This is a genomic window from Aeromonas sp. 602200 (assembly GCF_049173895.1).
GTDB lineage: Bacteria > Pseudomonadota > Gammaproteobacteria > Enterobacterales > Aeromonadaceae > Aeromonas > Aeromonas veronii_A.
In genome coordinates this window covers 435,251-449,852 of sequence record NZ_JAAKSL010000002.1, presented here as the reverse complement: position 1 = coordinate 449,852, position 14,602 = coordinate 435,251, and the positions used below count along the sequence as shown (strand labels likewise).

At 57.4% G+C, this 14,602-nt stretch carries 13 protein-coding genes; 6 read left to right on the top strand and 7 right to left on the bottom strand.

All coding sequences use genetic code 11. The features are described 5' to 3' along the window. The first annotated feature begins 107 nt into the window (after nucleotides 1-107). On the top strand, nucleotides 108-518 hold the full coding sequence (locus G5221_RS05085; protein ID WP_421171677.1) for a DNA breaking-rejoining protein: 411 nt from the start codon (nucleotides 108-110) through the stop codon (nucleotides 516-518). Nucleotides 519-605: 87 nt separating this feature from the next. On the opposite strand, the gene G5221_RS05080 is transcribed toward G5221_RS05085, so the two are convergent. Then, nucleotides 606-1,370 carry a substrate-binding periplasmic protein gene (locus tag G5221_RS05080; RefSeq protein WP_421262929.1) on the bottom strand — a complete coding sequence of 255 codons (765 nt, stop codon included), beginning with the start codon at nucleotides 1,368-1,370 and terminating at the stop codon, nucleotides 606-608. 274 nt (nucleotides 1,371-1,644) lie between these two features. Here G5221_RS05080 and G5221_RS05075 point away from each other — a divergent pair, with 274 nt between their 5' ends. Then, the gene (locus G5221_RS05075) at nucleotides 1,645-3,360 is read left to right on the top strand and encodes an NAD-dependent malic enzyme (RefSeq protein WP_421262928.1); all 1,716 of its coding nucleotides are present in this window, start codon (nucleotides 1,645-1,647) and stop codon (nucleotides 3,358-3,360) included. Nucleotides 3,361-3,447: 87 nt separating this feature from the next. On the opposite strand, the gene G5221_RS05070 is transcribed toward G5221_RS05075, so the two are convergent. Both G5221_RS05070 and G5221_RS05065 read right to left on the bottom strand, forming a co-directional pair. Further along, nucleotides 3,448-3,789 carry an RT0821/Lpp0805 family surface protein gene (locus G5221_RS05070; RefSeq protein ID WP_410170575.1) on the bottom strand — a complete coding sequence of 114 codons (342 nt, stop codon included), beginning with the start codon at nucleotides 3,787-3,789 and terminating at the stop codon, nucleotides 3,448-3,450. Further along, nucleotides 3,786-5,087, bottom strand: a complete 1,302-nt coding sequence (locus G5221_RS05065) for a hypothetical protein (RefSeq protein ID WP_266134252.1) — start codon at nucleotides 5,085-5,087, stop codon at nucleotides 3,786-3,788. Before G5221_RS05065 ends, G5221_RS05070 begins: the two co-directional genes overlap by 4 nt. Before the next feature lie 305 nt (nucleotides 5,088-5,392). Between G5221_RS05065 and G5221_RS05060 the strand changes: the two genes are divergently transcribed. The 3 genes from G5221_RS05060 (at nucleotide 5,393) to G5221_RS05050 (ending at nucleotide 9,505) form a co-directional block, all read left to right on the top strand. Beyond that, a complete protein-coding gene (locus G5221_RS05060) occupies nucleotides 5,393-6,631 on the top strand; it encodes a uracil-xanthine permease family protein (RefSeq protein WP_005334784.1) in 1,239 nt (412 codons plus the stop codon). A gap of 551 nt (nucleotides 6,632-7,182) precedes the next feature. Next, entirely contained in the window at nucleotides 7,183-7,914 is a 732-nt protein-coding gene (locus G5221_RS05055) for a substrate-binding periplasmic protein (protein ID WP_201981361.1), read from the top strand. Nucleotides 7,915-7,978: 64 nt separating this feature from the next. Beyond that, entirely contained in the window at nucleotides 7,979-9,505 is a 1,527-nt protein-coding gene (locus tag G5221_RS05050) for a methyl-accepting chemotaxis protein (protein WP_266134251.1), read from the top strand. Between the two features lie 154 nt (nucleotides 9,506-9,659). On the opposite strand, the gene G5221_RS05045 is transcribed toward G5221_RS05050, so the two are convergent. Beyond that, nucleotides 9,660-10,082: a GNAT family N-acetyltransferase gene (locus G5221_RS05045; protein WP_266134392.1), complete on the bottom strand. Its 423-nt coding sequence runs from the start codon at nucleotides 10,080-10,082 to the stop codon at nucleotides 9,660-9,662. Between the two features lie 155 nt (nucleotides 10,083-10,237). Between G5221_RS05045 and G5221_RS05040 the strand changes: the two genes are divergently transcribed. Beyond that, the gene (locus tag G5221_RS05040; protein ID WP_216953138.1) at nucleotides 10,238-10,738 is read left to right on the top strand and encodes an SRPBCC family protein; all 501 of its coding nucleotides are present in this window, start codon (nucleotides 10,238-10,240) and stop codon (nucleotides 10,736-10,738) included. Between the two features lie 215 nt (nucleotides 10,739-10,953). On the opposite strand, the gene G5221_RS05035 is transcribed toward G5221_RS05040, so the two are convergent. The 3 genes from G5221_RS05035 to G5221_RS05025 form a co-directional block, all read right to left on the bottom strand. After that, nucleotides 10,954-11,793, bottom strand: coding sequence for a tyrosine-type recombinase/integrase (locus G5221_RS05035; protein ID WP_064341948.1), 840 nt, complete (start codon nucleotides 11,791-11,793; stop codon nucleotides 10,954-10,956). Beyond that, a complete protein-coding gene (locus G5221_RS05030) occupies nucleotides 11,774-12,331 on the bottom strand; it encodes a helix-turn-helix transcriptional regulator (protein WP_168797119.1) in 558 nt (185 codons plus the stop codon). Before G5221_RS05030 ends, G5221_RS05035 begins: the two co-directional genes overlap by 20 nt. A gap of 201 nt (nucleotides 12,332-12,532) precedes the next feature. Continuing rightward, nucleotides 12,533-14,500: a cobaltochelatase CobT-related protein gene (locus tag G5221_RS05025; protein WP_421262927.1), complete on the bottom strand. Its 1,968-nt coding sequence runs from the start codon at nucleotides 14,498-14,500 to the stop codon at nucleotides 12,533-12,535. Nucleotides 14,501-14,602: the final 102 nt, after the last annotated feature.

The window sequence follows — 14,602 nt, the reverse complement described above, 5'->3', positions numbered from 1 at the left end:
GGTCGATGGTGATGGCAAATTGATTGAGCGATACCGCAAACGGCGATGGTTTTTTGGGCCACCTTGAGCAACAGTAACAGGGGTTCCATTCACACAAGGGATGACAAATGATGAGAAAAGCATGGCTGGCAGCGGTATGTGCATCTGCGCTCTTCGGTGGTATTGCGGGCGTGGTGCAGGCGGCTGACGGGATCAAGACCCAGCAGGTGCAGTTCAAGAAGGGGGAGTCAGGGGCAACCATCAACGGCACCATTCAAGGTAGTCAAACCCTCGATTACAAGCTGACGGCCAACAAGGGCCAGAGCATGGTGGTGATCCTGACCGGCAAGCCCTACTTCAATATTCTGCCGCCGGGCAGCAAGGGGGAGGCGATGTTTATCGGCTCTCGTGACGGGAACAACTTTGAGGCAACCCTGCCCGCCAAGGGCACTTATACCATTCGGGTCTACCAGATGGGGGCGGCCGAGAGCAGCAAGGCCAAGACACCGTTCAAGCTGGAGGTGGGCATCAGCGGCTAATGCCAGCAGCTGACAAGCATCACAGAGGTGGCGGCCACAAAGGGCCGCCACCGTTGTTTTATCCCCTCTGTTTTTGCCTCGCCAAGGTTAATAGTCCCCCCGGGAAAGCCGTTCGAAGTAGCGCTGATAACGTCCGCTGGCGATGGCCTGCTGCAACTGCTGATTGAACTGATCCCGCAGTTTGGCTGAATCCGGCATCTTGCGCGGGAACATCACGAAGCTGTCGTTGCGCAGAAAAGGGGTCTGACTGTGGGTGATGAGTGCCGCGCTGGCGGGGTCGAGCTGGCTCTGCAACTCGGCCAAACCGACTCGCAGCTCTTGCGGATAGAGGTCGATCCGCCCGCGCAGCAGCTTGCCGAAATTCTGTTTCACGTCGGTGACTTTCTGTTGGGTTACCTTGCCATCGGCCACCATCTTGTCCAGCTCGGGCCCGTAGCTATAGGCGATATCGCCCCCCAACCGCATGCCGATGATCTGCTCAAGGCGCTCGGCTTGCAGTTGCCGTGATTTGAGGGAGAAGAAGACAAACTGCTCCTGCAGCACCGCTTCGCTGAACAGAAAATCCAGCTCCCGCTCCGGTTTGTGCATCCAGACGGCGGTGGCGTCGTAGAGCTGGCTGTTGGCCGCCAGCGAATAGACCCGGCCCCAGGGGGCGAAGTGGAACTTCACCTCATAGCCCGCCTCCTTGAACAGATCGCTGATGAGGTGGGCCACTGGCCCGTGCTGTTTTGACTGCTCGGAGACGAAAGGGGGCCATTCACCCACGATGATGTTGAGTATCCGGCCCGGTGCGGCGAGAGCCGACTGGCAGGTCAGAAACAACCACAGAGCAAGCAGCGGGATCAGGCGCATGGCTGAAAGAAGGGGACGCAGGCTGGCAGAGGCGAGGGCATCAGATCACTCCCGGCTGTGATGCGGTGAAAGGGGCTGGGTTGCCCGCAATGCTAACATGAGTCTCATTCCTTGCCGTGGATATTTGTCTCGCCGGGGTCGCCGGGCGCCTATTTTGGCCGCAGGGTATGCCCAAGCTCACAAAACCGATCGAGTAAACGTCATATGATTGATTTCATTATGAGTCTTGCTCTCCTGCCGAACGGCAATTTCACGTAAATCAAAGAGAATGACTATGGCTACCGGACAATATCTGCTGTGGAAAGATGCACAGGGACAGGATTTTCGCCCCGTTGCACTGACCGGCACTGATCTGCTTAACAATCGATACCTCAACAAGGGCACGGCCTTCACCGAACAGGAGCGGGCCGATTTTGATCTCGATGGTTTGCTGCCGCCTCAGGTGCAAACTTTTGAAGCCCAGCTCGAGCGAGTGTATGAGGGGTTCAAAAGCGCTTGCAGCGATATCGAGAAGTACCAGAACCTGCGTGCCCTGCAGGATCGCAATGAGACTCTCTTTTATGCCCTGTTGTCACGCCATGTGGAGGAGATGACTCCCTACATCTATACCCCGACCGTGGGCAAGGCGTGTCAGGAGTTCAGCCACCGCTTCCAGAAGCCGCGCGGCCTCTACATCACCCCGGACAACGTGGATGACATGGGCAGTCAGGCCCGCCACTTCGATGCCAAATCGATCCGCATCATAGTCGTCACCGACAGCCAGGGCATTCTGGGGATCGGCGACCAGGGTGTTGGCGGCATGGGCATCCCCATCGGCAAGCTGGCGCTCTATACCCTGGGTGCCGGTATTCACCCCGCCTGCTGCATGCCCATCGCGCTGGATGTGGGCACCGACAACCAGAAACTGCTCGATGACCCCATGTATCTGGGCCGCCCCCATAAGCGCATTCGCGGCAAGGAGTACGAAGAGTTCATCGACAAGTTCGTGCAGGGGGTCAAGCGCCACTTCCCCAATGCCGTGCTGCAGTGGGAAGACTTCAGCAAATCCAATGCCTTCAACAATCTGGCCCGCTACCAGCAGTCACTGCCGTCATTCAACGATGATATTCAGGGCACCGGTGCCGTGGTGCTGGCCGGTATCATAGGCGCGGTCAAGGTCAAGGGGGAGACCCTGGGCCAGCAGAACTATCTGGTCTACGGCGCTGGCGCCGGCGGGGTTGGTGTCGCGGATCAGATCTGCGCGGGGATGATCCGCGAGGGGATGGATCCGCAGGCGGCCCGCGATCGCATCTACATTCTGGATACCCAGGGGCTGGTGTGCGACAACCGGGACGGGCTCGACGAGTACAAGCGTCGCTACGCCAAGCCGGGTCTGCTGCTGGCGGGTTGGGATACCGAGGTGCCCGGCAAGGCCAATCTGGCCGATGTGCTGCGTCATGTGCCCATTACCGTGCTGCTGGGTACCAGCGGCTCGGGCGGTGCCTTCCAGGAAGAGCACATCCAGCTGATGCTGCAGCATTGCGAGCGCCCCATGGTGTTCCCGCTCTCCAACCCCACCGCCAACTGTGAAGCGCTGCCGGAAGATATCTACCGTTGGAGCAATGGCAAAGCCATTGTTGCGACTGGCAGCCCGTTCAAGGATGTGAGCTACGAGGGGCAGGAGTTCCGAGTCGGGCAGGGCAATAACGTCTTTATCTTCCCCGGTGTAGGTCTGGCGGCCATCGTCAGCCAGATCCGCGAGATCACACCCGATATCTTCACCACCGCCGCCTTTGCGCTGGCCGAGTGCGTAAGCGAAGAGGATCTGGCTAAAGGGGCCGTCTATCCCCGCATTCGCGAGCTGCGCAGCATCTCGGTGCATGTGGCTACCGCCGTGCTCAAGGATATCGTGCGCCGGGATCCGTCCCACCCGTTGATCGGTCAGGATCTGCAGCAGCATATCCTCAACCACATGTGGGAGCCGGTTTACCTGCCCTATCGTCGGGTATAACCGTGTATTCACCGCCCGGATAACGGATCGGTAAAGATGACAAGGGGGTAGCGCTGCTACCCCCTTTCGTTTACCCCGTGGCATTCACTAAGTTCGCAATGGTCGCCAGTGCCCTTGCTGATTGCGACAGGCGGTATCCTGCCACTGCTGGCTCGCCTTGCCGATATAGAGTTGCTCGCGATAGTCGCGACACCACTCCCCGCTGGTATGGCGGAAGGTGCGTAGCGGGGTGACGCTACCCGAGTGACGGTTGGCTGGATTGAACCAGGTGAGGCTCTGCCCTTTGGTGCGGGTTTCCAGCGCCTTGGCGAGGGCCTGATTGGCCAGTTGAACATCTGCCTTATCCATCTGATGGTAAAGCGGCGGGGTGTCGACCGTGGCGCAGCCAGTGAGGCCGAGCAGGAAGAGTGGTAACAGATTGCGCATCATGGTTGCCCCTGTTGGCGAAAACCGTTGTTGAGCAGCGCCCGCTCCTGCTCATCGGTAAGCACTTCCTGGCGATCATCGACCGAGCCGTCACCTCTTAGTTTGTTGCCGTTGGCATCGACAGCATCCATACCGTTGTCATCGACCGTGCCATCACCTCTTAGTTTGTTGCCGTTGGCATCGACGGCATCTACGCCGTTGTCATCGACCGTGCCGTTACCTCTGAGCTTGTTGCCATTGGCATCGACGGCATCCACGCCGTTGTCATCGATGGTGCCATCACCTCTGAGCTTGTTGCCATTGGCATCGACCGCATCCACACCGTTGTCATCGACTGTGCCATCGCCTCTGAGCTTGTTGCCATTGGCATCGACGGCATCTACGCCGTTGTCATCAACGCCATTGCCAAACCCGCGGCCACCCCCATGGCGTTCTCCCCCTGCATGTTTTTCTCCACCAGCATGCCGTTCACCTCCACCATGCTGCTCTCCGCCGGCATGCTCGCCTTGGCCGCCACTGTCATCGTTGCCCCCATCGCTGTCGCTGCCACCGCTGCTGTTGCTGCCACCGTCGTTGTCGCTGCCACCGCTGCTGTCGCTGCCACCGCCGCTGTCGCTGCCACCGTCGCTGTCGCTGCCTCCGCCGTTGTTGCTGCCTCCACCACTGCTGCCCCCGCTGCCACCATCGCCATCTTTGTTGTGAACGATCAGCTCATTGGCGATGTAGCTGTGGCTGCCATCGAGCAGCAGATTGAAGAGTGCGGTAGTGGGAGATGCCTCGATCCAGCAGAGTGACTCAACCAGCAGTAATTCCGGCTGGGGTTGCAGGGCCAGATTGCCCGTCACCATGGCAGGTGCCGGGCGACACATTATCTGCATGCCGGTAAATAGCGGCAGCACCGCCAGTTGCGGGTTTTCGGTTCGGGTCATGGCCGGTGAGATGGCCGCCCAGCCCCGGGTGGTCAGCAGAGGGTGCTCTGCGGTAAAGAACGGGGGCAGATTATTGATCCCGTAGAGTCTGCGCTTGCCCAGTATGACCCGTTCGACCGCCAGGATCCGGTTACTGCCGCCGTGCTGATCCAGCACCCGTTCACCGACCCGCAGCGTCTCTATGGGACGGGTGGAACCATCGGCCATCGTGATGCGAGTGCCGGCGATAAAGCAGGACTTGGCATAGGCCTGATTCATTTGCCACTCATTGTGGGCGAAATCATAACTGAACGGGTTCGCAAACAGGGCGAGTGCGATGGCCGAGCCAATAAGCAATCTGCGCTGGCTGGCCTTGAATGAGGGCTGTGACATGGGGACTCCTTGTCCATCTTGATTCACAGGATCCAGTATAGAGCGCCCCCAAGCGGCGGCATTTTTGACTATGAACACAATAAACATGATGGAAAAACGATTGGCGTTCGTCACAATAATGCGTAAAATCGCATACTCGATGCTTGTAGCAACGAATCCCGCCTAAAAAGCCAGTTTCATGCCCTTCCCAAGCAGTAAAAGGTAACAAGTGACGCATTTGTGTTCATTTTGTGCCTTGGAAAAGTCTTGTGATAACTGAAAAGTGATAAATATCCCCATCAGTTATCAAAAAATTAAGGACATCCATGTTTTCCTTAGTCAAGCAAAGTGTCGCCGGGCTGCAAATCCTGTTTGTCGCCTTCGGTGCCATGGTTCTGGTGCCCCTGCTCACCGGACTGAACCCCTCCATGGCCCTGCTTGGCGCCGGTGTGGGCACCCTGTTGTTCCAGCTCTGCACCCGCCGCCAGGTACCGATTTTCCTCGGTTCCAGCTTTGCCTTTATCGCTCCCATCATCTACGCCACCCAGACCTGGGGATTGCCATCCACCATGTTTGGCCTGTTTGCCGCCGGTTTCATGTATTTCATTCTGGCTGCGCTGATCCGGGCAAAAGGGATGGGTTTTGTGCACAAATTGCTGCCCCCGGTGGTGATTGGCCCGGTGATCATGGTGATCGGTCTTTCTGTGGCGCAGGTTGCCTGCAACATGGCGATGGGCCGCGCCGGTAGTGAGCAGGTGGTTCCTGCGGGGACTGCGCTGACGCTGGCCGGTATCTCGCTGGCGGTCACCCTGATTGCAGCTGTGTTCTGCAAGGGGTGGATCAAGCTGATCCCCATCCTGTGCGGCGTGATTGCCGGTTATGTCTCGGCGGTCTTCATGGGCCAGGTGAGTTTCGATGGCATGGTGAACGCCCCCTGGTTGGCGCTGCCCCACTTCGAAACCCCGGAGATCAACTGGGCTGCTGCGTTGTTCATGTTGCCGGTAGCCATCGCCCCCTGTATCGAGCATATCGGTGGCGTGTTGGCGATTGGTGGCGTGACTGGCAAGGATTACACCAAGGATCCGGGTTTGCACCGTACGCTGGCCGGTGACGGCATCGGCGTCTGCTTCGCCGGTTTCATCGGTGGCCCACCCGTGACCACCTACGCCGAAGTGACCGGTGCCGTGATGATCACTCGCAACTTCAATCCGGTCACCATGACCTGGGCTGCGGTGTTTGCCATCATTCTGGCCTTCTTCGGCAAGTTCAATGCGTTGCTCACCTCCATCCCGATGCCGGTGATGGGCGGTATCATGCTGCTGCTGTTCGGATCCATCGCCGCCATCGGTCTCAAGACGCTGGTGGAATCCAAGGTGGATCTGGGGCTATCACGCAATATCGCCATCGTCGCCGTGACTCTGACCGTCGGTGTCGGTGCGCTGGAGATGAAGATTGGCGACTTCGCGCTGGCCGGTGTTGGCCTGGCCTCTGTTGCCGCCATCCTGCTCAACCTGATCCTGCCTGCGCACTCCGAAGAAGGTGTGATGGACGCGGCCAAGGACTGAGTTTCACCAGACGTTGATTGTTGATTTGGAGAAGGCCACCTTGCGGTGGCCTTCTCATTTTCGGGTATCTAGCGCCACTTTTCGGCTCGGCGGAGCTCATCTGGAATCTAATTTGGAAGCAGATGAGGGGGTTAGCATTCTCATTTGACGTATCTCTTTTCGTGACCTTAGCTAAAGGACAGGTTTGGCTCTGAGGTCTCCTCGAGCAGTATGGGAAAATGGATGTTGGCGTTTTCTATCATTTCTCTCCCAGACCCCTGTCATAAAACGATGCGCTTTTTCTTTGCCACGGCGCTGTTGTATGGCAGAGGCTTATCCGCCCCACTCCACACTCCCCTCATGCTGCCCTGGCATGTTTCCTCCTCGATTTGTTGTGAGCCTCCCTCGCCGGTTGCGTTTCGTTGCGCAAAGGCAAAATCCGGATCTGTTTGCTGCTGCACATGGGTGGGCGGCGAGCCGTGAAAGCCGGCATGACCCCAGTGGGTCAGACGTGCACCGCCATCGGTAACGGCGGATGTTCAGGGATGAATGGCAAGCAAAGCGAGGTTGCAATGAACTATCAACTGCTGTGGAAAAGTGCAATTTTTTCAGTCTCTTCCATGATGGCGATAAGCGCGGTTCAGGCTGCGCCACTGAACGTGATGACCGAGGATTACCCGCCATTCAACATGCAGGGGGAGGGGGGCAAGATTGTCGGGCTGTCGACCGAGGTGGTCGAAGAGCTGTTCAAGCGTGCCGGGGTCGAATACAAGCTGACCCTGATGCCCTGGAAACGGGCGTACGAAGATACCCTTGGCACCCCCAATACCGCCCTCTACTCCACGACCCGCACTCCGGAGCGGGAAGCACTGTTCAAGTGGGTCGGGCCGCTGGTCAATAACAACTGGGTGTTTTTCTCCAGTTCGACCGCCAATATCACGGTCAAGTCGCTGGAAGATGCCAAGCAGTATTCGGTGGGTGGCTATAACGGTGATGCGGCCGCCGAATATCTCAAGGCCCAGGGATTTGCCAAGTTGCAGCTGGCGGCCAACGATACCGCCAACGTGAAGAAACTGGAGGCGGGCCGCATCGATCTTTGGGCAACCGGCCAGTATCTGGCGCCTTATCTGGCCAGCAAGGAGAAGGTGACCTCACCCAAGCCGGTCTTCGTGTTCAAGGAAACCCAGATGAGCTTGGCGTTTAACAAGGACACGCCCGATGAGCTCATCACCAAGCTCAACGAGATCCTCGCTGCCATGAAGGCGGATGGCACCATCGACAAGATCAATGCCAAGTACCAGTAACAGTACCAATAGCAAGTGCCGCTCAATGGCACTGCGCCGGCTGCCGTAAAACCGGGAGGAAACCATGGATTGGAAAAGTCTGACGTTCAGGATTGCCGTGTTGACCTCCCTGTCGGTGAGTCTGCTACTGGTGTTGTTTGGCGCTTACAACTACAACGCGGTCAGGGCGGAGAGCTACAGCAAACAGAGTGCGCTGGTCGAACAGGCCATCGGCCGGCTGCAGCTCTCCCTGCCCGGCCCGCTGTGGAATTATGAATCGGCCTTCATCGAGGCATCGCTCAAGTCCGAGCTGGCGGCCGATATCCTGAGTGCTTTGCTGGTGGTCAACAAGGACAAGCTGGTAGCCGGGTTTGCCCGTGACTCGGCGGGGGACATTGCCCCCGTGACAGCCATGCCTGCCGATGTGTCTGCCTACGGAGGGTATGATCTGGTCTATGACGACAGCGGTCAGAAAAACACAGTGGCCCGATTGCTGGTGCAAACCAGTGATGCCGCCATTCAGGCCCAACTGCGCCAGCAGTTGATCACCACCGTCTGGCAGATCCTGGTGCTCGATCTCTGCATCATCGCCCTGTTGATGGTGCTGATTCATCGCAATGTGCTCAGGCCGCTTCATCAGATGAATCAGGCGGTGTTCGATCTGGCCAAAGGAGAGGGGGATCTGACCCGGCGTCTGAAGATCAGCCGTCAGGATGAGATGGGCGCGCTGGCCACCAACATCAATCACTTTATTGCCAAGCTTCAGGAGATGGTGGCCGAAATCAACGAGCTCTCTGCTGGCGTGCTGCAGACCGCGGAACGTTGTGACACCCTTGCGGCGGATACTCGGGGCGCCAGTGATGCCCAGCAACTGGAGCTGGATCAGGTCGCGACTGCCATTACCGAGATGAGCCAGGCGGTGCAGGAGGTGGCAGGTAATGCAGTGAAGACTGCTACGGCGACCGATGAGGCCAACCTTTATGTCGAGCAGGGCTACAATCTGGCCGGTCATGCCAATCAGGCGATTCATCAGCTGGTGGGAGAGGTGGAACGGGTGGCGGGGCTGATGCGCTCCCTCTCTACCGAGAGCAGCAGCATCGGCAATATTATCGAAGTGATCAATGGTATTGCCGAGCAGACCAATCTGCTGGCGCTCAATGCCGCCATCGAGGCGGCGAGGGCTGGGGATCAGGGGCGCGGTTTTGCGGTGGTGGCCGATGAAGTGCGAACCCTCTCGGGGCGCACTCGTCAGTCGACCGAAGAGATCAGTGCCAGCATCAAACGGCTGCAACAGGCGACCCAGAATGTCGGTGCCGGGATGCAGTTGAGCCAGGAGCAGGCCTCTCGTGCGGGAGCCGAAGCCGCCGATGTACAGGTATCGGTGGAGAAAATTAAAAACCAGGTCAGTCTGATCCGCGAGATGAACATGTATATTGCCCAAGCCTCGGAAGAGCAACACTCGGTAGCAGAGGCGGTGAGCCATAGCGTGAACCGGATTGCCACCCTTAATAGCGAGAGCGCGGCCAGGGTGGTGCAAGTGGCTGAAGCCAGCAGCGATTTGCGCCAGCTCTCCGGTCAGCTCGATACCCTGCTCAAGCTGTTTCGGGTCTAGAGAGCACATACGCCCTGCGGGGGATCCTCGGTGCGAGCGGTGGTCGCGATCACGCGCGCAACGGGGGTCGTGGTGTTCTCATATTCTGCCATGCAATCCCGGATCGATATTTTCCCTTTACGGGCCCATGCATGACAGTCTGGAGAGCTGTTGTCTACTCACGACACAGCTTGCACCAGGGACCGGTGAGCTCGCAGTACCCGGTCTCGTCGCCATGCTGCCAGCCAAGCCGATGATAGAAGGCCACGGCCGCCGTATTGCGGGTTGCCACCTTGAGTGATGCCGTGCGGGGATTATTTGCCAGACCATGTTCGAGCAGCGCTCGCCCAATCCCCTGACCATGCCAGTCGCTCGCAACGTACAAATGATGCACAAAGTGATCGGGTTGCCATACGGCGATAAATCCGCAGAGCGTCCCCCCTCGCTCAGCCACCCATATCTCTTCTCCCCGGGTCTGCTCGATAAAGTCATCCAGGTGAAACAGGGAGGGGTCTACCCAGTGAAAGGTTTGTCTGCGGCCTTGTAAAAACAGCTTGGCCAGCGGGGTGATATCACGTTCTTCCATGCGCCTGATCATCATGCTCTCCCAAGGGCGGTCACTGTTCCCTGTTGCACGCGGGCAAGGTTATCTGGGGCAAATGACAAGGGTGTGATTAAGGGCTGTCCAATACATTTGTCATGGGGCTATACTGCCGAAGTCCCCTGTATGGATGGCGTGAGGATTGTTGATTTATGGACAATAAACAGATTGAAGGCAACATTTTTGTTCCGGCTCATATCGATGACGTGTGGCACGCCTGGACGACAGAGAGTGGTCTGCGCAGTTTTCTGGCTCCCGAGTGTTTGATGGTAGCCGAACCGAATGGCCCCTTCGAAATCTACTTCAGGCCGGATGCTCCACTGGGTGAACGGGGCAGTGAAGGGTGCAGGGTCATGGCCGTCATGCCCTATGATTTGCTCAGCTTTAGCTGGAATTTTCCGCCCAGTCTGCCCCATATTCGTCAGCAGAAGACTCAGGTTTGTCTGCGCTTTGTGCCGGAAGGGCAGGGCACTCGCCTCTACTTCCTGCAAACCGGTTGGGCCAATGATCCTGACTGGAATCAGGGGTATGCCTACTTTAGGGAAGAGTGGCTGGAGACCAGCCTGCCACGGCTGCAGTACCGCTTTACCCACGGCCCCATCGACTGGAACAACCCGCCCGACAAGGCACAGCTGAAGGCGTTGTCCCAGTAGTTTCGGGGCACAGAGATAAAAAAAAACCGGCCAAAAGGCCGGTTGAAACAGTTCAGGCTTCGCAATGTCCCCCTCACCTAACTGCTTGTATCGGCTTAATAAACTGTAGTAGACATGACCAGATTTGACCACTGCGCTATTTAACTAGCCCGTGGTCACGTATGGTCATGCATGGTCACAACAATGGTCACAGCCATGACCAGAAATGTGACCCATCACAATTTCCCGACCAGCGCGGCGGCCTCCTGATTCCCTGCATTGATGTAGGTTCGGGTCTGCTGCAAGCTGGCATGGCCCATCAGTTCCGCCAGTATCCGCAGGTCTCCCCCCTCATTGGCTAGTAGTGTCCCGAAGGTATGCCGCAGCACATGGGGCCGTGCCTCGAACCCGAGCTTGGCCGCTACCCGCTTCATCTGCTTGCGTAGCGCAGTCGCGTCCTTGTGCCAGCGGTTCCCTTGGCCATTGCGCCAAAGCGCACCAGAGACGCTACCGTGCTGCTTAATCTCTTCCTGTACCTTCGGATGCACCGGCACCCAGCGTTCGCGCCAAAGCGTCTCGCTGCCCTTCCTGTGGCGTAAGCGGCACATCAACGCCGTGCCCATCTGCTTGAGGTCATCCACCTCTACCAGTCGGGCCTCGCAATACCGTGCGCCGGTATAGACCATGAAGGTCGCAATGGCCCTGGCTTCATCCGTCAGCCCCTCCAACAGCTTGGCCAGTTCAGGCTTGGTCAGAAATTCGGCGCAGTGCTTGCCTTCGGTCGGCACCTTGATCCCCTTGGGCGCGAGGTCAAACTCACGGCACCCGTACAGGTAGACCGTGCGGGCCTGCCTGCACATCCGCGCCTTGGTTGCTTGGGCCATCCCGACCAGTCCCTTGGCGTAGTCATCCATCGTCCGCTGGTTCACATCAACCAAACGAAACTGGCCCCAAAAAGGGGCCAGCTTCGAGACGATATGAGTGGTCGATCTTGACCGTTCCTTATCGGATAGGTAGCAAAGGGCGGCGTCCTTCATGGTCGCCAACTCTTTGCCATCAATCTTCTTCGTCTTCATGTCCAGCACCTCTTCCCTTACTTGGCCGGTACAACACGTTATGTGGGTCTGCATCCTTGGCTAGGTGAGCGAACTCTTCACCCCAGTTCTTCGGCAACCCACCACTGATCTCGACATACACATTGTCAGCCACGCTACCGATGGCACGGCGGGCCTTGAATATCAGGTCGGATCGGTTGTCCACGCCCCACTTGGTGCGGATAGCCTTGGCTTGAGTCTTGATTGTATTAATCGAGACCCCGATCCGTTGAGCCATCTGGTCGTAGTTAAATCCTTCAATAAATAATTGAAGGATAACGTGTTGGCGTGGAGTCAGGTCGCTGAGTTCTCGTAGCGATTCATTGTCGTGCGATGGTGCAATACCAAATGATGCAAGTTGCAGTTGTAATTCAGCGAGGTTCGATTTAAGCGATTCGATTACATCAAGTGTCTTCTGATGTTCGTTTTGTAAGTTATTAAACTTCTTTTCCAAAATGCGGTTCTGTAGCTCCAGGCCTTGAAACTGATGCAAGATCCGCTCAATCTCTAAACTATCCATATTAATCTCCATTTGCCTTGCGAGCCGCGAGTCTAGCCTCGCACTCACTCTCCACTTGGCTGATAGCATCCTCGATTTTCACGCCTGACTTCACCCGCTGGGCGACAAGCACCCACCAGTTTGGGTTCTTAACGAGACTTTTTCTGTGTGCAGGAGCCATCCTAATCCAGTTCAACCTAATCCTATATGCCGGTCTAGCTTTCATATGGTTGTCTCCACTGCACCAGTTCTGCTCGGGGAATGGCGAGGGTATGATGTTTTTAGCACTTCATTGACAACAAAAAGGACTGTTTTTTCTATCTGCCCGATTGAGCCTGATGTTACATCATAATGGGTACATCCTTTAACACTTGTTGAACCAAAGCCGAAAGTGATCACCTTGATACCAAGGGTGGACACATTAGCTAGGGTGTTATGAGTACAGGAATTCAATAAGTTAGAAAGTGCCCCACGCGCATATGGAATGCCATCACATAACATTAAAAGTATCTTGCGCTTCTGCTTACACTTCCCAATCTGATTGGCCGCAAACTCAATAGCGCGGTTGTCGATGTTATTGGCTCCGTACACACCCACTAAATAGGGCAACCTTTCGATCACATCTCGGGCGTTTCTGATCCTCACCCCGAACCCTAGCAAATTAAACATCACCAACGGGTCGGATGAGATATACCCTGGGGCACTCGTCAACGCGCAGCCGAGGCCGTACACCTCGTCCGCATTGAGTGTGTGCCCCAGCCGGTAACGCTCATACGCCTTGATGGCCAGCCTCTCAACCACCTTGCCCGAGCGCCCGCCCTTCAACTTCCGTCCGGTCTGGTCGGCGTTCTGGAACTTGAAGCAGGACAGTTGGGGGTGGCGTTTGTCGTTGGCAAATGCGAACACCTGATCCACATCGGCCTTTGGGTAGAGGGTGTAGTTGTGCAGGGCCATGGTGGTGTGACCCAGGATCGACAGTGGCACACCCAGCGAGTCGAGCGCATCACCCAACATCAGCGCCGTCTTGGTGGCCCACTCAATCCGTTCGCCCCTCATGCTGGAACTCATATCAATCAGCAGGGTGACGGCGGTATCAAGCTCGGGGTCTTTGGTGCGCTGCCGGTAAACGTCATCCTCGCCTTGGTAGGCCCGCACCAAGTCGTTGGCATCGAGCAAGCCATGGACACGGCCACCCAGCCAGCGGCTGTCATCAACGCCTATCAGCGCACGTTTGAGGATGCTCTTGGCATGGGAACCCATCGGACTGATAGCGACCTTCTCCTTGGCCGAGAAGGCTACGCCGCAGATGTGGGCGTCATCGTGCTTGTACTCGAACAGCTGGAGGTTGAACTTGGGCAAGCCCACCTCACGGCTGGCCATGCCGCTCAGGATGGCCGCCTCGTCAATGAGCGGCGCTTGCTGTTCTCCTTGGCCACCAGACGCCCCGCCATCCTCTTGGCCCTCGTCACCTTCTCCGTCCTCACCAAGGCCCTTGGGCTGCCCTTCCTGCCCATCCTCGCCCTCGTCCTTGTCATCCCCTTCGCTTGGCTCCTGCTCGGGCTCAGGCGCTTTCTGTGGCTCCGGCTCAATTTTGAGCCGCTCACACAGTTCGTCAACGAGCGCCGCTATCTCTTGGGTACTCTTGGCCGCCATCGAGCGGGTCGCAAACTCGCTGGCCAGTGGCCGGTAGTGCTCCGGTATCATGGCAACCAGCTCCCGCTGTACGTCACCACCGTGGCCCATCATCTGCGAGGCCGTCCACTTGACCGCCCCGAAGATCAGCCGCCCCCAGTCGAGCAGATGCGGCGGCACCTTGGCCAGTGCATCAAGCTGGAGTTGCGCCGACACATGACGCATGGCGTTCAAGCTACTCCACGCCCCAGGGTACTGCTGCTGGTAGGCCGCCTCGATCCGTGGGTCTTCCAGATAGTTGATCTGGTCGGCCTTGGTCTTGTCGTGTTGCCGGAAAAACTCAAAGTCAGTAAACAGCGAGTGCGCAGTCTCATGGTCGGTATAGCCACGCATCATCGCTACCTTGTCGTCACTTACCTTGCCCGCAGCTATCTCGGGCAGGCGGATCAGGGAGCCGTCATTCCACGCCTCACTCCCTGCAAACTCTACGCGCACCTGCGATCTGCCCAACACGCGGGCTATCGCGTTGCACTCAATTACCAGATCGGTCGAGTTCATTTTCATATCTCCATGACATAAAAAAGGGGGCCGCCTTGGCCCCCGTTGCTACCGCTCGGTTACATTCGTTTCGCCTTACCAATGGAACGGGTGTAGTACCCG